The organism is Streptomyces albidus (ex Kaewkla and Franco 2022), from assembly GCF_013870515.1.
Taxonomy (GTDB): domain Bacteria; phylum Actinomycetota; class Actinomycetes; order Streptomycetales; family Streptomycetaceae; genus Streptomyces; species Streptomyces albidus.
The window spans coordinates 1-21,448 of the sequence record NZ_JACBXA010000079.1; the positions used below are offsets into that span (position 1 = coordinate 1).

Consider the following 21,448-nt stretch of genomic DNA (forward strand, 5'->3'; position numbering starts at 1 on the left):
GACGGCCACCGACTCCCCGAGGAAGCTGACGCCGATGGAGAGGGTCACGGGCCGCGCGGCTGCGTGCACGCCCGTCCGTACCGCGACGAGCGCGAAGCCTGCCATCACCGCAAAGCCGCACAGCGCGAACAGGAAGGTCCTGCCGGTGTAGCGCTGCCATGCCGTGCCACCGCGCTCGAAGACCTGCACGGACGAGCCGCGCCACGCTCCGAGCGCGAAGCCCAGGGCCGAGCCGGCGACCACCCATGCGTAGTCGGCCGGCGTGAGGCCGTCAGCCGCCTTGGCCACGCTCCACACCCCGATGCCGGTGAGAACCACCGGCGGCGCCAACAGGTCCCGCGCGTTGAGCGGTTCACCGGTCAGCCTCCTGATGACGACCCCGACCACGAGCGCGGCGACGACGAGTGTGGACAGCCATCCGTTCATGTCGATCTCCCCGTTGCGATTTTTCTGGCACAACTGTGCCAGAAAACGAATATAGCTCGACTGTGCTATAACGTCCACATGCCGAAGATCGTCGATGCAGCGGAACGCCGCCGGGCGGTCGCCGATGCCGTCTTCTCAGTCATCGGCCGACGCGGCCTGGAGGGCGCCTCCTTGCGCAACGTCGCCGATGAGGCCGGGCTGGCCGTCGGCTCGGTCCGCCACTACTTCAGCGACCACAGCGAGCTGTTGATCTTCGCCATGAAGGAGATGAGCCGACGGTTCGAGGAGCGGGTCCGCAGCCACGTGACCCGGCTTTCGAGCACTCAAGGCGAGGCGGAGCGCCGGGCCGTCGCGGAGGCGCTGCTCGGCGAATTCCTCCCGCTCGACGCGACCCGCCGCGAAGAGGCCGCGGTCTGGCAGGCGTTCGTCACCGCTGCCCGCGTCCGCCCCGAACTGCAGCCCCGCGCACGTGAGGTGCTGGAGGGCATGCGCGATGTGGTGGCACGGGTGCTGGGCTCAGCGCAGCGCGCGGGCGGGCTGCGGGACGACCTGGACGTCGGGCTGGAGAGCGTCCGGCTGTGCGCGCTGCTGGACGGCCTCACACTTCAGGCGGTGCAGGCTCCCGATCTGCTGCCGCCGGATGTGCTCACGGATGTGCTGCGGAGTCATCTGCGCACGCTCTCCGGCGGTGCCTGAGGGCGGTTCCGCGTGCGTCCATCCCGACTTCACTCCCCTCGGCCCGACTTCACTCCCCGGCCGGGGGCGGCCAGCTCTCGCCCCACTTCACGTCACGGGCCCACCGGTAGTCGGAGCCGTGCCGCTTGGTGACGGTGGTCGGCCGCAGGCCGTCCTCGGCGGTGCACAGGTCCAGCAGCACCTGCCCCTTGCGCTTCTGGGGCCTGCGCACGACGCGGCCCGCTGCGGGGTCTCCCGCGAGTTCGGGGCGGACGGCGGCGACGTAGCTGAACTTCTCGTCCTCGTACGGCAGCGAGCCTCCCTTGACCTGCCTGTGCAGGGAGGAGCGGTTCACCCGGGCCGCGAAGTGGCACCAGTCCTCGCCGGGGACCATGGGGCACACGGCGCTGTGGGGGCACGGCGCGAGGACGCGCAGCCCCGCCTCGATCAGCATGTCGCGCGCCGCGATGACACGGGCGTAGCCGTCCGGCGTCCCGGGCTCGGTGAGCACGACGGCGGGCGCAGCGCGCAGTGCCGCCTCCACCACCGTCTGCCGGTCCTGCTCGGCCAGTTCGCCCAGCACGTAGGAGACCGTGACCAGGTCGGCGGCGGGCAGCCCCTCCCCCGCCGGAGGCGCCGAATGCAGCGACTGCTGCCGCCACTCGGTCTCGCGCAGCGCCTTCGCGCCTGAGGCGCCCGCCAGTTCGCGACCCCGCGCTGTCGCTGGGCCACCGAGGAGGGCGTCAGGACCCGGGCCGGGCCGTAGGCGCCGCCCGTGAGCAGCGTGCGGCAGAGCACGGCGAGGTCCCCGGCGGTGGAGAAGAGCCCCGCATGGCCCGCGACGCCGCCGAGAGCGTGGGCGTTCTCGTCGTGGACGGTACCGCGCAGCATGCCCCGGTCGGCCTTGGCCCAGGGGCGGCGCTGGTCCTCGGTGGCGGCGGCGGCCTCGGGGGGCACGGGTCCGTACGACGTGCGGTGCATGCCGAGCGGCGCCGTGATGCCGTCCCTCACCAGCGCGTCCAGCCCGCGGCCGGTGATCCGCTCCAGCACCTGCTGGAGGGCGATGAGGTTCAGGTCCGAGTAGCGGTGGGCCGTGCCGGGGGCCGAGAGGGGCTCCTCCTCCCACAGGAGGGTGAGCGGGGCTTCCGGGCGCTCCCCGAGCGGGAGTTCGGGCCGCAGCCCGGAGGTGTGGGTGAGCAGCTCGCGTACGGTGATGCGCGCCTTGCCGTGGGCGCCGAACTCCGGCACGTACGCCGCGGCCTCCCGCTCCAGGTCCAGCGCGCCGCGCTCGCACTGCTGCATGGCGGCGATCGCGGTGAACAGCTTGGTGAGGGAGGCGAGGTCGAAGAGCGTGTCCGTGGTCACCGGCTGCCGGCGCTCGTCGGGCAGGGCGATCCCGCCGTCGGTCGCCGGGTCGTAGCCCGCGTACCGGACGGCCCAGCCCGCGGCGTGCTCCAGCGCGATGTGACGGCCTCGTCCGGCCAGCACCACCACGCCCGAGCACCAGCCGCGTGAAGGCAGTTCGTCCACGCCCTCCCGCAATGAGGCCAGCTCCGCCGCTCGCAGCCCGGCCTTCTCGGGAGAGGCCGCGCTTCTCAGCCTCGCGCTCGCCACGGTCGGCACAGTCCGGCGAACGCGAGCGCGGCGATGAGCAGCGCACTCACCTGGACCACGGCCATCGGCACGGCCGTCCGCTCGCCCGCGACACCGACCAGCGGTGAGGCGATCGCTCCGATGAGGAACTGCGCGGTGCCCAGCAGCGCGGAGGCCGAGCCGGCGGCGTGCGGGGCGCGCATCAGACCCTGGGAGTTGGCGTTCGGCATGACGAAGCCCATCCCGGCCATCAGCACGCACAGTCCGGCCGCGACGGGCACCAGGCCCACAGGCCCGAACACGCCGCTCGTCATCAGCAGCAGGGCGACGGCGGCCGTCCCCGTCATGCACAGCCCGAATCCGAGGACGCGGTCCAGGGAGACCCGGCCGACCAGGATCTTTCCGTTTATCTGACCCGCGGCGACCAGGCCGATCGAGTTGATCATGAACAGCAGGCTGAAGGTCTGCGGTGAGGCGCCGTAGATCTCCTGGACGACGAAGGGCGAGGCCGACACGTACGAGAAGAGGGCCGCGAAGGAGAGGCTGCCCGCGAGCAGGTAGCCGGTGAAGACACGGTCGGCGAAGAGCCCGCGCATGGTGCGCAGTGCGTCCGGCACACCGCCCCTGTGCCGCTTCTCGTCCGTGAGGGTCTCCGGCAGCTTCCAGGCGGCGATGACGGTGAGCACGACGCCGATTCCGGTGAGGATGAGGAAGACGCCGCGCCAGTCGGTGAAGCGGAGGATCTGGCCGCCCAGTACGGGCGCCAGGATGGGGGCGAGGCCCCCGATCAGCATGAGCGTCGAGAAGAAGCGGGCCATGGCGAGGCCGTCGAACAGGTCCCGGACGACGGCCCTGGCTATGACTATCCCGGCGGCGCCGGCGAGGCCCTGCACCAGCCGGAAGGCGATGAGCATCTCGATGCTGGGAGCGAACGCGCACGCGATCCCGGCGACAACGTACACGCACATGCCGGCGAGCAGCGGGCGGCGGCGCCCGAACTGGTCGCTCATCGGGCCGATCACCAACTGCCCGACGGCGAGCCCCAGCAGACACCCGGTCAGCGTGAGCTGCGCGGTGGCGGCAGGGGTGTTCAGCGTCCCGGCCACCGCGGGCAGGGCCGGGAGGTACATGTCCATCGACAGTGCGGGGAGGGCTGTGAGGCTTCCCAGGATGAGGGTCACCAGCAGCCCGGCGCGCTGCCCGCGGGTGGGCTCCCGCAGGATGCGGGTCGGGCCGGGAGGGGTGGTCCGGGCAGCTGCCCCGGCGGTGCGGCCGGTGCCGGCCTCCGCGTGTGCGGGGGCTTCAGCGGAGGTGGCCGTCCCGCTTCCGGTCACTGTGCCGGTCATGGGGGCGGTCGCCGAGTCGGTGGCGGTGGTGGTCACGGGGTCCCCGACGGGGGCTGAAACTGCGGCCGATCGGGCAGGGCCGAGGTCGGACATGCACCTCTCCAGAAGATTTGTTGATGGCGTACACATTCTCCCAGAGATTTCCTTCCCCGGCCCGCCCGTTTCCCGTGCGACGGCTCACGTACGCGCGGGTCACACGTGACCGTCAGGCAGGCGCGAGCCCGGGGCTGCCTGCTCGCGAGATGAACGACGCGGCCGTCACCAGGGGTGCCCCGGGCTTGGTGACGAGGTCCACCGTGCGGTAGTCGGCGCGCAGTTGCCGCTGGTCAAGGGTGACGAGGACGTAGCCGCGGCGCCCGTCGTAGAACTTCAGGTGCGGGTTGGCGTCCATCATGGTCTGCCAGTCGCCGGGCTTGGCGACGCCGTTGCCGCCGCTGGCCACGGACGTGGTGACCAGTTCCACACCGATCGTGCGGGAGCTCTTGTCGTCGAAGTCCTCCTTGATGTCCATGGCGTAGTGCACGTGGACGTCGCCGGTGAGTACGACCAGGTTGTCCACGCCTGCCGCCCGCGCCGCGTCGACGAATCGTTTCCGCGCAGCGGGATAGCCGTCCCAGGCGTCCATCGAGAGCGGGAAGGGGCCGGCGGTCCTGTTGCGGCGGCGGGAGAGGACGCACTGCTGCGGCACGACGTTCCACACCGCCTTCGAGCCCTTCCAGCCGTCGGAGAGCCAGCGTTCCTGAGTGCTGCCGAGCATCGTGCGGTCCGGACGTTCGGTGTCCGCCGTGGGGACCCGCCAGCCGTCGCCGGCTGTCTGGTCGTCACGGTGCTGGCGGCCGTCGAGGATGTCCAGCTGGGCCAGCCGGCCGAACTGCAGCCTTCGGTAGAGCAGGAGATCGGGACCGGACGGCTGCTGGGGCGGGCGCAGCGGCAGGTTCTCGTAGTACGCGCGGTAGGCGGCGGCACGGCGGGCGAGGAAGGCCTCGGGCGGTGAGCCGTCGGGGACTTCGTCCGCGTAGTTGTTCTCCACCTCGTGGTCGTCCCAGGTGACGATCCAGGGATGGGCGGCGTGCGCGGCCTTCAGATCGGGGTCGGAGTGGTAGAGGGCGTACCGCAGCCGGTAGTCCTCCAGCGTCACCGTCTCCTTGTTGAAGCGGTCGGGGAGGTGGAGGCTCCCGTCGGCGCGGTCGCCGCCCTGGGAGTCGACCGCGTACTCGTAGAGGTAGTCGCCGAGATGCACGACGGCGTCGACGTCCTTCTCCTTCGCCAGATGCCGCAACGCGGTGAAGTAGCCGTCGTGGTACGCCTGGCAGGAGACGAAGACGAAGCGCAGCGACTCGGGATCGTCCGTGGCGGCGGGTGCCGTGCGCGTACGTCCGACCGGGCTGGTCCACGCCCCGACCCGGAAGCGGTAGTAGTAGCGGGTGCGCGGGCTCAGCCCTTCGGGCACGACGTGCACGGCGTGGTGGAACTCCGGGTGCGCGGTGACCTTCCCGCTCTTGACCGTACGTTTGAAGAGTTCGTCGCTGGCCAGCTCCCACTCGACGGAGACGGCGTGGGCCGTCAGCCCGCTGTCCGGTTCGAAGGGTTCGGGCGCCAGGCGGGTCCACAGCACCACGGAGTCGGGGAGCGGGTCGCCGGAGGCCACGCCCAGCGTGAAGGGGTCTTTGTGGATGGCGGTGGGATCGAGCCGCTGAACGGCGTGGGCGGGCTGGGGGAGGTTGGTCCCGAGAGCGAGCGCCACGGTCGCCGCCGTCCCGGTCAGCAGTCTGCGCCGGCACAAGTGCCGTGCGGCCGCACGGAATTCGCTCTCTGCGCTCAGTGGCTGCGTCATACATGTGATTCCACCTTCCGCAGGAGGCCACGAGTCGGCAGACACGCGTCGCCGGCATGGCGATCCGGTGGCGCCCCGTCTGCGCGGAGGCATCCGTGTCACGACACGTACGCTGCGCGCATGACGACACAGAACGACGCGGTGCCTAACAGCGACGGGAGCGGAGCAGGCGCGGAGGCCGGGACGGCCGTCGTGACCGGTGCGGGCTCCGGCATCGGCCGTGCCGTCGCCCTCGAACTGGCCGTGGCCGGCTGGTCGGTGACCCTGGCGGGGCGGCGGGCGGGCCCGCTGGAGGAGACGGCGGAGCTGATCCGCCGGGCTGCCGAAGCCGCTCCCGCAATCATCCCCACGGACGTCACTGATCCGGACGCGGTGGACGCGCTCTTCACCTCCGTACGCGACAGCGGCAGCAGGCTGGACCTGCTGTTCAACAACGCCGGCGCCTTCGGCCCGGCGACGACGCTGGAGGAGATGTCGTACGAGGAGTGGCGCGGCGTCGTCGACGTCAATCTGACGGGCGCCTTCCTGTGCGCGCAGGCCGCGTTCCGCCTGATGAAGGATCAGCGGCCGCAGGGCGGCAGGATCATCAACAACGGCTCGATCTCCGCGCACACGCCGCGCCCCGGCTCCATCGCCTACACCGCCACGAAGCACGCGGTGACGGGCCTGACCAAGTCACTCTCGCTCGACGGACGGCCCTACCGCATCGCCTGCGGCCAGCTCGACATCGGCAACGCCGCCACGGAGATGACCGCGAAGATGCAGCAGGGAGTGCCGCAGGCCGACGGCAGCACGGCCGCCGAGCCCGTGATGAACGCCGCGGACGTCGCCCGTACGGTGCTGCACATGGCCCGGCTGCCGCTGGAGGCGAACGTGCAGTTCGCGACCTTGATGGCGACGACGATGCCCTACATCGGGCGGGGCTGACGGGGCGACGGGCCATCGCGCAGGCCCGGGGGTAGCCGGACGGGGCCCCCGCGGCGCAGACTCTTCCTCCACGGTCCGCCACCAGCGAGATCCCGAGCGAAGGGCACGAGCGCGATGAGTGAGGCGTCCGAGACGTCACAGGCAGCACCGGCCGGGGCACCCACACCGTCCGCGCCGAGCTTCGGCAACTACCAGAACGACATCTACCTGAACGGTCTCGACGGGCAGTTGCCGCCCTTCACCACGGATCTCACCCTCCTCGGTGCCTCCGCTCGGGAACATCTCGACCCCGGTGCCTTCGGCTACGTCGCCGGGGCGGCGGGCTCCGGCGCCACGCACCGCGCCAACCGGGAGGCGTTCGACCGGCACCGCCTCGTCCCGCGCATGCTGCGCGGCGCGAACGGGCGCGACCTGAGCACCACCGTGCTCGGCACGCACATGCCGGCGCCCGTGCTGCTCGCACCGCTCGGCGTCCAGTCGATCATCCACGCCGACGGCGAGCTGGCCACCGCCCGTGCCGCCGCCTCGCTCGGCGTCCCGATGGTGCTCTCGACGGCCTCCTCGCACACCATCGAGGAGGTGGCCGAGGCGAACGGGCCGGACGGCGCCCGCTGGTTCCAGCTGTACTGGCCCAACGACGAGGACGTCTGCGTCAGCATCCTGGAGCGCGCCAAGCGTGCCGGGTTCACCAACCTCGTCGTCACCCTGGACACCTGGACCCTCGCCTGGCGCCCGCAGGACCTCGACCAGTCCTACCTCCCCTTCATCCGGGGCATCGGAACGGCCATCCCCTTCTCCGACCCCGCCTTCCGCGCGGGACTGGAGAAGTCGCCGGAGGACGACGTGATCTCGGCGGTGCTGCGCTGGGTGCCCATGTTCACCGGCACCGACCACTCCTGGGACCAGCTGCCGTTCCTGCGCGAGCACTGGGACGGGCCCATCGTGCTCAAGGGCGTCCTGCACCCGGACGACGCGCGCAGGGCGGCGGACGCGGGCATGGACGGAGTCGTCGTCTCCAACCACGGCGGCCGTCAGGTCGACGGGGCCGTGGCGTCCCTGGACGCCCTCCCGGGGATCGTCGAAGCGGTCGGCGACCGCCTGGAGGTCCTCTTCGACTCGGGCATCCGCACCGGTTCGGACGTGCTCAAGGCCCTCGCTCTCGGCGCAAGGGCCGTGCTGGTGGGGCGCCCGTACGCGTACGGGCTGGCGCACGGCGGCGAGGAGGGCGTGGTGCACGTACTGCGCAGCCTGCTCGCCGACCTCGATCTGACGCTCGGCCTCTCCGGGCACCGCACACCGGCCGAACTCTCCGCCGACTCGCTGCAGATCAGCCCTTAGGGCCCCGGAGTCCCTGGGGCCCGCGCGCGCCGGCTGTCCCGGGGGCCCGGCTCGGGGCGGCGGCAGACGAGTCGAGCTGTACGCCGGATTCTGGCTCCGGCCGACCTCGCGGTCGGCCGGGAGACGGCCATCCATCTAGGGCCGGCGTTGCCACCGGCCTCGTGCGGTCCACCCGCGGACTCGGGCGGGCAGCCCTCGAACGTCCGCGCAGAGCCTCACGGCTCCTCTTGACCTTGCTCCGGGTGGGGTTTACCGAGCTGCCCGAGTCACCTCGGGCACTGGTGGTCTCTTACACCACCGTTTCACCCTTACCGGAGCCTCGCGGCCCCGGCGGTCTGCTTTCTGTGGCACTTTCCCGCGGGTCACCCCGGGTGGGCGTTACCCACCACCCTGCCCTTCGGAGTCCGGACGTTCCTCGGCAGGACACGAAGCCCTGACGCGGCCGTCCACTCGGCTCGTCTGCCGCACGGGCAATGGTAGTCGACCAGGCAGAAGGGCCTGACCGCGTCCCGGGCGTGACCCGCGACGAGCAATTGAATACGGAACGACAACGAATGCGACGAACGTTCCCATTTCCTTCGTCAAGCAGAATTCGCGGTATATGCTTTAAATCACCCCCCGATGCTGACGCTCAGCGGTCCGACCGCACGAGCGCGTTCGGGCGTCCCGTCAGCGGGAAGCCCGACGGGATCGGCCGTTTCCCGGCCGTCCGATGCCGAGGCCTCGCCGTCCCACCCCCAGTGCGGCGAGGCCTCTCCCCCGCGAGGCCCAGCACAGAAGCCGTCCCCGGAAGCTGACTTCGTTTCAGTAACGTGCGGAACCGGACGCCCCGTGGGGGTATTTACTCTCCAACTGACGTGTCGTGGTTGATGGTTGGGGGAGCTTCATGTCCGGTGACGGGGACGCGGGCAGTGACGGCGAGGAGCGCCGGTGGCGGCGGCCGTTCCCGGACGGGGAGGGTTCCGATCCCTTCCTGAGGAAGTTCAAGGAAGCGGTGGTGCCCGGCACTTGGCGACGGGCACTGCAGGACGACGTGCTGCCCGTGCTGATCCTCGACACCACCGGCAGGGACGGGGACGACACCACCCGGCATGCGAAGCGCGTGCTCGACGGCCTCGAGGACACGTTGATCCGGGGCGGCCGCGAGGACGGCTACGACGGCGACAAGCTCACCCCGTACGCGAGACCGGCCGTCCACGCCGAGACGCCCCCGGGCGACGAGTACCTCGTCCTGAAAGCGGGGGCGGAGCTCCGCGCGAACACCCCGCGCAAGTGCGCGCCGCTGCCGCACCGGCACTTGAGGCTGATGACCGACCTCACCAGGCAGATCCGCGAGAACCCCGGGGAACCGGTGCCGGGCGGGAGGGCCCTGCGCGACCACGCGTACAGCCTCCGCGCCGAGAAGGCCGACGGCGGAGTGCTGCACTTCCTGGCGGGCTTCGCCGCGGTCGGCTTCAACGGACCCCTGGCGTGGCTGGGTGATCTGATCGCGCTCTTCGGGAAGTCCGTGCTCTACCGGTTCCCGCGCTGGTGCTGGTCGGCCTGGTGGACGCGGCGGCTGCTGCGGTCGAAGCGCAACTGGTACGAGCAGTGGCGCCGGATGGGCAGGACGGACGAGTCCGTCTTCGAGAAGGTCAACCAGCTCCTCACCCGCCAGTCGGAGCGCCTTGGGCGGGACGAGGAGGCGGCGGAGGCGGCCCGTCAGGACCTCGAAGAGCTGCTGATGCGCGCGCTCCTCGCCGATCTGCACGACGCGCGGCCGGGCAGGTTCGGGCCCAGGGCGCGGCGCCGGCGTACGCGCCGCGTGGTGCTGCTCGACCTGCCGTCCGCCGACGGCCCCTCGGCTGCCGCCACCAATCGGTTCCTGCACGCGTACAGGAACGCGGCGGGCGCTCCCGGCACCGCGTCACTCCTGGTGATCGGAGCCGGCGGGGCCGCCGCCTACCAGAAGCAGGACTGGCGGCGTTGCCAGAACCTGCGCCACGGCGCGGAGTTGTTCGCCCCGGTCCAGGCGGAAGCCGTCGCGCTGCCCCTGCTCGTCCCGCTGAAGCACCAGGGATTCGACGAGGAGGGCATCTTCGTGACCCGGGTGGAGCCGGGGAAGCCCCGGCCGGACGTCAAGCCGGGGACGGAGCTCACCGCCGAAGTGGCCGCTTGCGCAGTGGTGTTGGCTGTCGTCGCGGCGCTCGTCCCGTGGGGGCCTGCCGTCGGGCCCGAGGACTCCTGCTACGACGGCACACGCGTGGCGGGGACCCGCCCTCCGAAGCCGCTGCCGGAGCGTGCGACGGAGAAGGACACCGCACGGAAGCAGTACGACAGCGTCGTGGAGCGCATCGGCGAACTCAACGAATCCGCCGTGGAATCGGAGCGCAAGAAGGACGAGAGCACGCGGAGCACGGTCCGCAAGGTCGTCTACCTGGGCGCCACCGTGCCGTCCGACCCGGAGGAGGCGATCGACAACGGCGCCGTCCCCGAACTCCGCGGTCTGCTGCTGGCGCAGGAACGGCTCAACGCCGACGCGGTGGACGACCGCGAGAACCGGGTGCGCCTGTACGTCGACGTCCGGGACACCGGGAACAAGTTCGAGAACGTGGTCGAGCACGCCGAACGGGTCGTGAAGGAGGCGAAGCGGTTCAAGGAGAGCAAGGACCACCGCACGATCGTCGGGGTGGTCGGCTTCTCGGAGAGCCGTGCGCAGACGCAGAAGGCGGCGTCCGTGCTGGACGAAGGCCAGGTGCCGGTCATCGGCACCACCGCGACGGCCGACGCGATGCAGTGGAACCCGGAACGGCACAAGAAGCTGACGTACTACCGTCCCATGGCTCCGAGCAACAGCCGTGAGTCGCGGACGGCGGCGGCGTTCGTGCGGTCCGCGCGGGTCGCCGACGACCGCGACGGACACTGCCGGGTGGCGACCCGCGCCGTGGTGGTCGCCGAGCCGGACGACCTGTTCAGCTCCGAGATGAGTGAGAAGTTCGCCCGCCGGTTCGGGCCCGGCGCGGAGACCCTGCCGCTGGCCAACAGGGGCGAGGGGGGCGGCATGCCGCCCGTGAGCGTGGCCAAGACCGTGTGCGAACGGGTCAAGCAGGAGCCCCGCACGATCGTCTACTGGGCCGCCCGCGTACGCAACTTCTCAGCGTTCGTGAACGCCTACGGGCCCGACTCCGGCTGCGGCGGACTGCGGCAGCGGCTCACGGTGCTGGGAAGCAACGAGCTCACCAGCACCGCGCTCCGCGGCAAGTACGAGGAGCCGTGGCTGCGCCTCTACCACAGCGTGCACGTCCTTCCCGAGAAGCATCCCGACAACAACGGCCAGGCGGACAGGCTCTTCCAGGACTACGTGGACGCCTACACCGCGGAGGACCCCTGGCTCAACGACGGCCATGTGGCGCTCGCTCACGACGCGTTGAAGGTGCTCTCGACGGCGACGGACGACGCCTTCTCCAGTACGGGAACCGCACACACCGAACTGGTCAAGTCCAAGCTCGACGAGGAGATCGTCTTTCAAGGAGCCAGCGGAGTCATCGACTTCCCGGAGCGGCACGGTTCGAAGCCCCCGCCCGACAAGGCGCTGACCATCCTGCACGTCACTCCCAAGGGGCCCGAAGTGGCGCTCCACTGCGGGGCGTTCAAGGAGAACGAGCCTCCCGTCAGCCGATGGGGCCGCAACGGGGAGCACGCCTGCCCGACGGACGGATGAGCGTCGCGGCCGCAGCACCGCCGGCTGCCGGGCTTGCCGGGCTTGCCGGGCTTGCCGGGCTTGCCGAGGCAGACTGTCCGCATGACCACATGGGTTGATGCCGGGGACGGAGTCCGCCTGGCGACTCGGGAGACGGGTGCGGGACCGGCTGTCGTGCTTCTGCACGGCTGGCCGGTCACGTCCTTCCACTGGCGCTCCACCGTGCCCGCGCTCGTCGAGGCGGGCTTCCAGGCCGTTGAGGTCGATCTGCGCGGGCTGGGTGAGTCGTCCGCGGGCACGGGCGGGTTCGCCAAGGAGGAGTTGGCCGATGACGTGATCGCCGTGGCGGATCACCTCGCCATCGACCGCTTCGCCGTGGTCGGCCACGACTGGGGCGGCACCCTCGGCTATCTGCTCGCCGCGGACCACCCGGGCAGAGTCGGCGCCCTGGTGGTCGAGGAAGAGCTGCTCCCCGGAATCGACGTGACCGTCCCGGAGCCCGGAAGCAGCCACTACCCGTCGTGGCACGGCCCGTTCAACCGGGAGGAGGGCCTGGCGGAGGCGCTCGTCCCAGGGCGCGAGGACGCCTACTACGGGACGTTCCTGCGCCGCAGTGCCGGGCCGGAGCCGTTGAGCGAGGAGGCGATGCGGGTCTACACGGACGCTTACCGGCCGCCCTCTGCTTCGGCGGCGGGTCTGGAGTACTACAGGACCGCGGAGGCGGACGCGCAAGCAGTGGAACTCCGGGCGCGGAGGCCGCTCACCCAGCCGGTGCTGGGCATCGGCGGCAGGTTCGCGATGGGCACCGCAGTGAGGGACTGCCTTCGTCAAGTCGCCTTGCACGTCGCTGACTTGCAGGTGGCCGATGCGGGCCACTACCCGGCGGAGCAGAGCCCGGGGACTGTCAACCCGGCCCTCGTCTCCTTCCTCCGCGAGCACCACCCGGACCCGGCGGAGGGCTGACCTCGCCGGACCGACCGGCTCGGCTCAATCGATGCCCTGCTTCCGCGCGTTGGCGAGGAGCGCCTTGATGCCGTCGAGGTCGAGGCCGGTGAGTTCCGCGGCGCCCGACGTCCGGTAGCCGCCGTTGGGCGAGCACATCACCGGCTTGAGGCCTCCCTTGTCGGTGACGCACTCGTAGGTCTCGACGACGCCGTCCTCGTCCAGGTCGAGGTTCGGATGGTCGAGCCCGAGCGTGTGGAGCATCTCGTGCACGAACGTGTTGCTCAGCTTGTGCCGCGATATGTACCAACTGCCGTCGAAGTACTCGCTGTCCATGGCCACGACACCGCCCAGCGCGACACCCCCCGGTGGGTCGGCGCACGGCATCCCCTTGCTGAACCCGCCGCGGCCCAGCGGCCGGTACGTCTCCACGTAGTGGATGTGCCCGGCGGGCGGGCACGTGCCGCGGCGGAGCGTCTCCACCCCGCCGAACGAGATCCGCACCCCGGCCGCTGCCAACTGGGAGAGGGCAGTCGCCAGATAGGGGGTGTACCGCCGCTTCAGGTCCGCCGAGGCGAACGTGACCGTGTAGGGACGGGTCGGGCTGACGGAGGTGACCCCGAGCTGCGTCGAGATCTTGAAGCCCGGGCCCTTCGTCGTGAGCGTCGCGGCGGCCTGTGCAGGCGGCGCGCTGAGCGCGCAGACGACGGTCAGCGCAGTGCCGAAGATGAGGCCGGTCCTCCGCATTGGCCCTCGCTCCTCATCCAGTCGCACGGGACACGCTTGCCGGCCCCTGACCGGCACTCCGAAGACGTCTCAGGACAGCGGGAGACCGTCCAACGGATCAGACGCACAGGATGGGGATTTGGTTACCACTTTCGCCCATTTCTTGACCGATGACGGAAGAATGCCCGCCCTCCGACGCCCTCAAGCGGCTTCCGGCCTCAACCGACGGCCTGACGCCTTTCGTTGCGTGTCGATACGATCACCAAGGGTCACAACTCTCGGAGCGCCGGAACGAATCGGGGACCGCAATGCCCGCACCGAAGGAACTGGACCCGTCGGCGTCACTGGCCGCGCTGTACGGGGCGAAGCTGCGCAAGCTCCGCACGCGGGCGGGATGGACCCAGCGCGAGCTGGGCGACAGGGTCCCGGTCGCGCACAGCCGGATCGCTCAGTTCGAACTCGGCAACGAGACACCGCCGGAGGACGTCTCCGCCAAGCTGGACGCGCTCCTCGGCGCCGACGGTGACCTGGCCGACCTGTGGGAGCACGTCAGGCGAACTCCCTTCCCGGACTGGGCGAGGAGATTCGTGGCGTACGAGGCCCGCGCGACCGCCATGCACAAGTACATGGCGCACAGCGTCCCCGGGCTGCTCCAGACCGAGGCCTATGCGAGTGCCATGCTGGGCGTGGGCCGCGTGTATGGAAACGCCACCGACCGGGAGTTGGAGGAGAAGCTGACGGCCCGCATAGCTCGTCAGTCGATCCTGGAGAGCCCAACTCCGCCGTGGCTGTGGGTGGTTCTGGACGAGGCTGTCCTGCATCGCGGCGTGGGCGGACAGTTGGTGATGCGAGCACAACTGATGCGTCTTCTCGAAGTGGCCGCCTTGCCGCGCATCACCTTGCAGATCCTTCCGTACGCCCGCGGCGCACATCCGGGAATGGGCGGCTCGGTGACTCTGCTCACCCTGCCTGGCAGCGGTCAGGTCGCGTACCTGGAGGGCATCAACTCCGGGACTCTGGTGGAGCCGCCGGGAGAGGTCGAGCAGTACGCCATCGCCTACGATCTGCTGCAGGCCAACGCACTGCCCCCGGAAGAGTCCGCAGAACTCGTCCGCAAGGTTGTGGAGGACACGTACCCATGCCCGCTGCGAGCCCCGACCTGACCAACGCCGTCTGGCACAAGAGCAGCCGCAGCAACCCCTCCGGCGGCGACTGCGTCGAGCTGGCCGTGAACATCCCCGGCTGGGCTCCCGTCAGGGACAGCAAGTCCCCCGACGGAACCGCCCTCCTCTTCTCGCCCGCGTCCTGGAGCGCGTTCATCGGCGGCGTGAAGGGCGGCGTGCTCGCTCGGCCCTGATCCGGTCCGTCACGTCGTCGGGCGGGCGCCCTCCGCGTCGAGGATCTCCGTGACCGGGGTGTCCGGTGAGGCCACCGAGGTGAGGATGCGCTGCAGCTCGGCCGCCGTCGACTCCGCGCGGGCGCGGTCGAGTACGTCCGTGCGGTAGTCGAAGCGCAGGGCGAGGCCTCCTTCACCGGCGAAGGCCACCAGCGTCAGCGGGTAGTGCGCGGCGTCGCGGCCCTCGATTCCTTCGACACTCAGCCCGGGCGCGGGGCTCTCCAGACCGGCACGGTCCAGGGGGTAGTTCTCGAAGACCACGTGGGTGTCGAACAACTCCCGCCGCCCCGCGATCCGTTGGATGTCTCCCATGCCCAGGTGCTGGTGCGGGAGCATGCGCGCCTGCTCGTCCTGGAGGCGGACCAGCATCTGCTGAGCGGTCTCGGCCGGGTCGATCGTCAGCCGCACGGGGACGGTGTTGATGAAGAGCCCGATCATCGACTCCATGCCCGCCACCTCCGGGCGCCGGCCCGAGACGGTCGTGCCGAAGACCACGTCGCGTGTGCCGCACGAGCGGGCAAGCAGCAACGCCCAGGCTCCCAGGAGCACGTTGTTGAGGGTGAGGCCGAGGTCCGTGGCGGTCCTGCGCACCGCGGCGGTCAGGTTGCCGGGGAGCACGATGTGCAGGGGCTGCGGCGCGACTGCCCCCGCGCTGATGTCACCCGTGGTGAGCCGTGTCGGACCGTCCACTCCGTCGAGGGCTTCCTGCCAGGCCGTACGCGCCGCTTCTCCGTCCAACTCGATGAGCTGGGCGATGTGTTCGCGGTACGGGGTCACGGGTGGAAGTGCCCCGGCGTCGCCACCGGAGGCGTAGAGGGCGAACAGCTCACGTACGAACAGGGGCATCGACCAGCCGTCGAGCAGCAGGTGGTGGTTGGTCAGTACGAGCCGGTGGTCGTCCGGACCGCAGTCGTACAGGCTGAACCGCATCAGGGGCGGGCTGTCGAGAGCGAACCGCTTCCGCAGGTCCTCGTGCTGGAGGCGCTGGAACACCCTCTCGCGCTGGCCGGTCCGCACGACGGTGAGATCGATCTCCCGCAACGGCGGTTCGAGCACACCCGGCAGGACCTGCACCGGGCGGGGAAGGTCCTCGTACACGAACGCCGCGCCGAGGTTGGGGTGGCGCTCCAGCAGCGCCCGCGTGGCCGCCCGCAGAGCCGTCACATCGGGCTTCTCCCGCAGCCGCAGAACGATCTGCGCCTGGTACACGTCCGGGCTGTCGGGGGCGAACAACGAGTGGAAGACCAGGCCCTGTTGGAGCGGGGTCAGCGGGAGCACGTCGGTGAGCCCGGGGTGGCTCCGCTCCAGCTGTTCGACCTCCTCCTGACGCAGGTCGACCAGTGGCAGGTCGGAGGGGCTGCGCCCGCCTGCACCGCTGGTCGCCGCATGGGCGACCAGCGCGTCCAGTGCGCCGAACCAGAGCTCGGCCAGCTCCCGTACCTCCGCGGGACGGAAGAGTCCCGCGGCCCAGGACCACTCGGCGCTCAGGACGGGACCGTCGGGGCCGTCGACCGTCAGCGAGTTGACGTCGATCAGGTGCCCGCCGGGCAGGGACGCCTCGGCTGTCTCCACTGCCTGTTCCTGCGCGGGGCCCTGCCCGTCTCCCGAGAGGCCGGACTCCGCGGTCACCGCCCAGTCCGTCTCCTCCGCCGCGCTCATCCGCCCCAGGTAGTTGAACCCCAGCTTCGGCGCGGTCAGTTCGGCGAGTTCGGGCCGGGTACGGGGGTCGAGGTGCCGCAGGACGCCGAACCCGACGCCACGGTCCGGAACGGCGCGCAGCCGCTCCTTCACGCTCTTCAGGACCCGCCCCAGCGCAGGTCCGGCGCTCAGCACGTCCCGCCAGTCGCATCCGGTGGCGTCCATCCGCAGGGGGAAGACGCTGGTGAACCAGCCGACGGTGCGGGAGAGTTCGACGCCGTCCAGCTCGGGACGGCCGTGGGATTCCAGGTCGAGCAGGACGTCGCCCGCCTCGAGGCCGCGGCGGCGGCGCCACTCCTCCATGGCGAGGCCGAATCCGGTGAGGAGCACCGGCTCCACCCCGCAGTGGAACGCGGCCCCCACCTCCGTCAGCAGGGCACGGGTGCGCGCCGGCCCCATCTTCGCCCGCAGATGTCCGACCCCCCGGGAGGCCTCCCCGGCACCGGGCGTCACCATCGAGGGGTCCGGGCCGGAGAGCGTCTTCGACCACAGTGCCGTCTCGTCCTTGCGGGCCCCTTCCTCGCCCTGGTCCGCGAGCATCCGCGCCCACTGCCTGAACGAGGTACCTGTGGGCGGCAGTTCGGGATCGCGGCCCGCGGCGACGGCCTTGTAGGCGTCGGCCAGGTCGGGGAGCAGGATGCGCCAGGAGACGCCGTCGACGGCGAAGTGGTGCACGACCAGCACGACCCGCCCGTGCCGTCCGGGACCGCGGTCGACGAGGACCGCCTCCAGCATTGCGCCCGATTCCGGGTCCAGCCGGTCGCGCGCCTCGTGCTCGGCTCGTCGCAGGAGCGCGGGCAGGCTCGCTTCCGCATCCGCGCCGTCGGCGGCGTGGTCGGCGAGGACGTGCCTCACGTGGTCCTCTGCGCGCACGGCTCCCGGCGCCAGGGTCTCCAGCGTCCACGACTGCTGCGCCTCGCCCGTCGGTCCCGCTGACGAACCGAAGCGCAGGCGCAGCGCCGGGTGATGGTCGAGGAGCGCCTGTACGGCGGCGACGAGCCCGTCCCGGGTCAGCCCGAGCGGGGCGCGGACCGTCATGGACTGGCTGAACGCCTTCGTCTCTCCCCCGTGTTCACGCCACCAGTTCATGACCGGCGTGAGGGGCACCGGACCGCAGCTCTCGTCCTCACGCGCTGCTTCACCGGTGTCGCTCTTCCGCCCTGTCTCCTTTGCCACGGCGGCCAGTTCGGCCACGGTGGGGTGCTTGAAGACGTCGCGCACGTTGAGGCGAAGACCGACAGCGCGGGCGCGGCTGACCAGCTGGATGGCCGTGATGCTGTCGCCGCCGAGGTCGAAGAAGGCGTCGGTGACGCCGGCCGAGGGCAGTCGGAGCAGTTCGGCGACGATGCCGCACAGCACCTTCTCGCGCGACGTCGCCGGGGCGACGGATGCGGTCGGTTCGGCACGCTTGGGTGCGGGCAGCGCGGCTCGGTCGAGTTTGCCGTTGCGGGTCAGCGGCAGCTTGTCGAGGACCACGTGAGAGGAGGGGACCATGTAGTCGGGCAGCACGCGCGAGGCGTGTTCCCGCAACGCCTCCCAGTCCACGCTCCGTTCGCCGTCCGCGGGCACGAGATAGGCGACCAGGCGGCGCTCGCCCGGCTGGTCCTCGCGTGCCACGACTGCTGCCTGGCCCGCGCCGCAGCGTCCCGCCAGGGCGGAGGCGACCTCCTCGGTCTCGATGCGGAAGCCCCGCAGCTTCACCTGCCCGTCGGCGCGGCCCACGAAGCCCAGTGCGCCTTCGGGCAGCCACCTCACCAGGTCGCCCGTGCGGTACATCCGCGCCCCGGGCGGGCCGAACGGATCGGCGACGAACCGTTCGGCGGTGAGGCCCGGCTGGTTGAGGTAGCCGCGGGCCACGCCCGCGCCGCCCACGTACAACTCGCCTGTCACGCCTGCGGGGACGGGCTGAAGCGCGTCGTCGAGCACGTACGCGCGGGTGCCGTCGAGCGGGCGCCCGATGGGGATCCCGGGTGCGGGCAGCGCCTCTTCGCCTGAGACGTCGGCCTCGGTGACGGTGTGCCGTGCGGCGAACGTCGTCGTCTCGGTGGGGCCGTAGCCGTTCACGACACGCGTGTCCGGACAGTGCCTGTGCACAGCCCGGACCGCGCGCGGCGAGACGACGTCGCCGCCGGTCCACACCTCTTCCAGGTGCCGCAGAGCTGCGGGCTTCTCCTCCGCGACCAGCTGGAAGAGGCCCGCGGTGAGCCACAGGCCGGTGACATCGCCGCCTGCGGCGAGCTCCTCGATCCTTTCCACGTCCAGCTCCCCGGGGGGCGCGACCAGCACCGAGCCGCCGGTCAGCAGCGGGCCCCAGATCTCGAAGGTGGAGGCATCGAAGGAGTGCGGGGAGTGCAGCAGGGTCCGACGCGGTGCCCGCTCCCGGCCCTCGCCGTCGAGAGCGAGGGCGAGGATGTCGGCGTGGGTGACGGCGACGCCCTTGGGCACGCCGGTCGATCCGGAGGTGTACATCACGTAGGCCAGGGCGGCCGGGCGGGCCGTCGCCCGTTCCGGCAGGGGCACGTCTTCCACGCCGTCCTCGGCATACGTGCCGGTGGCGACGATCCGGGGCCCGCCGGGCCAACTGCCGCCCGCGTCCTGACCGTCGCCGACGACCAGCACCCTGGCGCGGGACTCCGAGACGACCCGCTCCTGCCGTGCGCGGGGCGCCCGCGGGTCCAGCGGTACGTACGCGCCACCGGCCCGGAGGACCGCCAGCAGGGTCACCACGAGAGCGCCGGACCGCTCCATCAGTACCGCCACGGGCGTCTCGGGGCCCACTCCCTGAGCGACGAGGCGTCCGGCGAGGCGTTGCGACCTCTCGTCCAACTCGGCGTAGGTGAGGGTCAGTCCGGGGGCGCGGATCGCGACGGCGTCCGGGGTGGCACGCACCTGGGCGGCGAAACGCTGAGGAACGGTGCGGTGGGCGCCCGCGGGCAGCGGCCTGCCGGTGCCCCACTCCTCCAGCAGGCGCCTCCGCTCGACGCCGCTCACAATGTCGAAGCCGTGCGTGGCGGCGTCGGGTTCGGCGGACGCCTCCTCCAGCAGGCGCTCCAGACGTTCACCGAACGCCTTCGCCGTCCGCCGGTCGAAGAGGGCGCTCCTGTACTCGAGTTGGCCTTCCAGACCGAGGCAGGCACCTTCCGGTCCCCTGTGTTCGTACACGCTGAGGCAGAGGTCGAACTTGGCGGCACTGGGCCGTACGGCGCTGACGGTGGTCGTCAGCCCCGGGAGGTCCACGTGCTGCGGCGGTGCCTGCGTGAGGGTCAGCATCACCTGGAACAACGGCTGCCCGGCGGCGCTGCGTTCAGGGTTGAGCGCCTCGACGACCAGGTCGAAGGGCACGTCCTGGTGGGCCAGGGCGACGAGATCGGATTCCCGGACACGGCCCAGCAGCTCCCGGAAGGTGGGTGACTGCGAGGTGTCCGTGCGCAGCACCACCGTGTTCACGAAGAACCCGACGAGACCGTCCAGACCGGCGTCGGTCCGCCCTTCCACGGCGCTGCCCACGGGGATGTCCGTGCCCGCACCGAGGCGCGTCAGCAGCGCCGCCAGCCCGGCGTGCACGACCATGAAGAGGCTCGCCTGTTCCGATGCGGCCAACTCCGCGAGTCTTGCGTGCACTTCGGCCGGTACCGAGAAGGCGACGCTGTCGCCGGCGCTGTCGCCGTCCTCTCCGTCCTCCTGGGTGGGGACCCTGTCGGCTGGCAGAGGTATCCGCTGCGGCAGCCCGGCCAGTGCGTGCCTCCAGTGTTCGAGGCCGCGGGTCCTCAACCCGCTCGGCTCGGTGCCGGAGCCCAGGAGGGTGCGCTGCCAGAGCGTGTAGTCGGCGTACTGGACCGGCAGCGGCTCCCACCGCGGTGCGCCGCCCTCACGCCGGGCGCTGTAGGCCGTTGCGAGATCCGTGAGGAGCGGCGAGAGCGAGGCGGCGTCGCATGCGATGTGGTGCAGCAGCAGGAGGAGGGCGTGTTCGCCGGTGCCGCAGGTGAACAGCTGGGCCCGCAGCGGCGGTTCGTTCTCCAGACGGAAGGCGTGCCGGGCAGCCGCACCCAGCGCATCGTCCAACCGATCAGGTTCCGTGGTGACTTGGGGCTGCCAGACGTGCGCCGCCTCCGGGGCGAGCACGATCTGCTCGGGGTCTCCGTCGCGTTCACGCACGACGGTGCGCAGCGACTCGTGCCGTCGCGTCACGTCCTCGACGGCGGCACGCAGGGCGTCATGGTCGAGGACGCCCGTCATCCGCAGCACCAGGGGGACGTTGTACGTCGCGTCCGGCCCGGTGAGGGACTGCTGGAACCACAGGCGGCGCTGCGCGTGGGAGAGGGGGACGCTCTCCGGCCGCTCGGCCCGGCCTGCGGCGGGCATCGGCAGGGAGGGCGTGAGGCGGGCCGGGAGGCGGGCGGCGAGCCCCGCGACGGTGGGGTGCTCGAAGACGTCCCGCACGTCGATCCCTGCGTTCATCTCGCTGCGCACCCTGCTCGCGAGCCGGGTCGCCAGCAGGCTGTCGCCGCCGAGAGCGAAGAAGCCGTCGGTCGCGCCGACCTGCTCCACGCCGAGCAGTTCCGCGAAGAGGGACGTGAGCCGGCGCTCCTCCTCCGTCCGCGGCGGTCGGCCCGGGTCGGCCGTGTCGGCCGGGGAGCGCACGGTGCCGGGTGAGGGCAGCGCGTCGCGGTCGAGCTTCCCGTTGGGTGTGAGGGGCAGGCGCTCCAGCGGGACGAACACGGCAGGAACGAGATGCTCGGGCAGCCGGCCGCGCAGGTACTCGCGCAGATCCACCTCGAACGGGCCCGTCTCGTCCGGGCGTCGACCCGGGTCGTGCTGCCCTTGCCGGCCGCCCGGCTCGTGCCGGGTGTCCGGGACCACGTAGGCGA

At 71.3% G+C, this 21,448-nt stretch carries 13 protein-coding genes, 1 other RNA gene and 1 pseudogene; 7 read left to right on the forward strand and 8 right to left on the reverse strand.

Going from position 1 to position 21,448, the window contains the following annotated elements:
• Nucleotides 1–426: DUF1453 domain-containing protein (locus H5J26_RS14460; protein ID WP_181766248.1), on the reverse strand; the 426-nt coding region annotated here is incomplete at its 3' end.
• 78 nt (nucleotides 427–504) lie between these two features.
• Between H5J26_RS14460 and H5J26_RS14465 the strand changes: the two genes are divergently transcribed.
• Complete coding sequence (locus H5J26_RS14465; RefSeq protein ID WP_181766249.1) at nucleotides 505–1,122, forward strand: TetR/AcrR family transcriptional regulator; 618 nt, start codon at nucleotides 505–507, stop codon at nucleotides 1,120–1,122.
• A 49-nt stretch (nucleotides 1,123–1,171) separates the two neighbouring features.
• Here H5J26_RS14465 and H5J26_RS14470 read toward each other — a convergent pair whose 3' ends face one another.
• From H5J26_RS14470 to H5J26_RS14485, 4 genes and pseudogenes are all read right to left on the reverse strand, one after another.
• Entirely contained in the window at nucleotides 1,172–1,894 is a 723-nt protein-coding gene (locus H5J26_RS14470) for a small ribosomal subunit Rsm22 family protein (RefSeq protein WP_309237910.1), read from the reverse strand.
• A pseudogene (locus H5J26_RS14475) lies at nucleotides 1,831–2,724 on the reverse strand (serine hydrolase domain-containing protein); the annotation flags it as partial. The gene H5J26_RS14470 and the pseudogene H5J26_RS14475, both read right to left, overlap by 64 nt.
• Entirely contained in the window at nucleotides 2,697–4,133 is a 1,437-nt protein-coding gene (locus tag H5J26_RS14480; RefSeq protein ID WP_181766252.1) for a multidrug effflux MFS transporter, read from the reverse strand. The pseudogene H5J26_RS14475 and the gene H5J26_RS14480, both read right to left, overlap by 28 nt.
• A 112-nt stretch (nucleotides 4,134–4,245) precedes the next feature.
• Entirely contained in the window at nucleotides 4,246–5,874 is a 1,629-nt protein-coding gene (locus H5J26_RS14485; RefSeq protein WP_181766253.1) for an alkaline phosphatase D family protein, read from the reverse strand.
• A 120-nt stretch (nucleotides 5,875–5,994) separates the two neighbouring features.
• Between H5J26_RS14485 and H5J26_RS14490 the strand changes: the two genes are divergently transcribed.
• Both H5J26_RS14490 and H5J26_RS14495 read left to right on the forward strand, forming a co-directional pair.
• Entirely contained in the window at nucleotides 5,995–6,801 is an 807-nt protein-coding gene (locus H5J26_RS14490; protein ID WP_181766254.1) for an SDR family oxidoreductase, read from the forward strand.
• 114 nt (nucleotides 6,802–6,915) lie between these two features.
• On the forward strand, nucleotides 6,916–8,139 hold the full coding sequence (locus H5J26_RS14495; RefSeq protein WP_181766255.1) for a lactate 2-monooxygenase: 1,224 nt from the start codon (nucleotides 6,916–6,918) through the stop codon (nucleotides 8,137–8,139).
• A gap of 63 nt (nucleotides 8,140–8,202) precedes the next feature.
• On the opposite strand, the gene rnpB is transcribed toward H5J26_RS14495, so the two are convergent.
• An RNA gene (rnpB, locus tag H5J26_RS14500) (RNase P RNA component class A) lies at nucleotides 8,203–8,597 on the reverse strand.
• A gap of 428 nt (nucleotides 8,598–9,025) precedes the next feature.
• Between rnpB and H5J26_RS14505 the strand changes: the two genes are divergently transcribed.
• Entirely contained in the window at nucleotides 9,026–11,839 is a 2,814-nt protein-coding gene (locus H5J26_RS14505; RefSeq protein WP_181766256.1) for a hypothetical protein, read from the forward strand.
• A gap of 81 nt (nucleotides 11,840–11,920) precedes the next feature.
• Nucleotides 11,921–12,781: an alpha/beta fold hydrolase gene (locus tag H5J26_RS14510; RefSeq protein ID WP_181766257.1), complete on the forward strand. Its 861-nt coding sequence runs from the start codon at nucleotides 11,921–11,923 to the stop codon at nucleotides 12,779–12,781.
• Between the two features lie 24 nt (nucleotides 12,782–12,805).
• On the opposite strand, the gene H5J26_RS14515 is transcribed toward H5J26_RS14510, so the two are convergent.
• Nucleotides 12,806–13,507 carry a hypothetical protein gene (locus tag H5J26_RS14515; protein ID WP_181766258.1) on the reverse strand — a complete coding sequence of 234 codons (702 nt, stop codon included), beginning with the start codon at nucleotides 13,505–13,507 and terminating at the stop codon, nucleotides 12,806–12,808.
• A gap of 287 nt (nucleotides 13,508–13,794) precedes the next feature.
• On the opposite strand from H5J26_RS14515, the gene H5J26_RS14520 reads away from it, so the two are divergent.
• Together H5J26_RS14520 and H5J26_RS14525 are read left to right on the forward strand one after the other, a co-directional pair.
• A complete protein-coding gene (locus H5J26_RS14520) occupies nucleotides 13,795–14,649 on the forward strand; it encodes a helix-turn-helix domain-containing protein (protein ID WP_181766259.1) in 855 nt (284 codons plus the stop codon).
• A complete protein-coding gene (locus H5J26_RS14525) occupies nucleotides 14,625–14,843 on the forward strand; it encodes a DUF397 domain-containing protein (RefSeq protein WP_181766260.1) in 219 nt (72 codons plus the stop codon). Before H5J26_RS14520 ends, H5J26_RS14525 begins: the two co-directional genes overlap by 25 nt.
• Nucleotides 14,844–14,852: 9 nt before the next feature.
• On the opposite strand, the gene H5J26_RS14530 is transcribed toward H5J26_RS14525, so the two are convergent.
• A complete protein-coding gene (locus H5J26_RS14530; protein ID WP_210771331.1) occupies nucleotides 14,853–21,299 on the reverse strand; it encodes a non-ribosomal peptide synthetase in 6,447 nt (2,148 codons plus the stop codon).
• Between the last annotated feature and the right edge of the window lie 149 nt (nucleotides 21,300–21,448).

Coding starts and splice junctions, on each gene's coding strand:
- H5J26_RS14465 (WP_181766249.1), top strand. CDS start 505: ATGCCGAAGATCGTCGATGCAGCGGAACGCCGCCGGGCGGTCGCCGAT.
- H5J26_RS14480 (WP_181766252.1), bottom strand. CDS start 4,133: ATGTCCGACCTCGGCCCTGCCCGATCGGCCGCAGTTTCAGCCCCCGTC.
- H5J26_RS14485 (WP_181766253.1), bottom strand. CDS start 5,874: ATGACGCAGCCACTGAGCGCAGAGAGCGAATTCCGTGCGGCCGCACGG.
- H5J26_RS14490 (WP_181766254.1), top strand. CDS start 5,995: ATGACGACACAGAACGACGCGGTGCCTAACAGCGACGGGAGCGGAGCA.
- H5J26_RS14495 (WP_181766255.1), top strand. CDS start 6,916: ATGAGTGAGGCGTCCGAGACGTCACAGGCAGCACCGGCCGGGGCACCC.
- H5J26_RS14505 (WP_181766256.1), top strand. CDS start 9,026: ATGTCCGGTGACGGGGACGCGGGCAGTGACGGCGAGGAGCGCCGGTGG.
- H5J26_RS14510 (WP_181766257.1), top strand. CDS start 11,921: ATGACCACATGGGTTGATGCCGGGGACGGAGTCCGCCTGGCGACTCGG.
- H5J26_RS14515 (WP_181766258.1), bottom strand. CDS start 13,507: ATGCGGAGGACCGGCCTCATCTTCGGCACTGCGCTGACCGTCGTCTGC.
- H5J26_RS14520 (WP_181766259.1), top strand. CDS start 13,795: ATGCCCGCACCGAAGGAACTGGACCCGTCGGCGTCACTGGCCGCGCTG.
- H5J26_RS14525 (WP_181766260.1), top strand. CDS start 14,625: ATGCCCGCTGCGAGCCCCGACCTGACCAACGCCGTCTGGCACAAGAGC.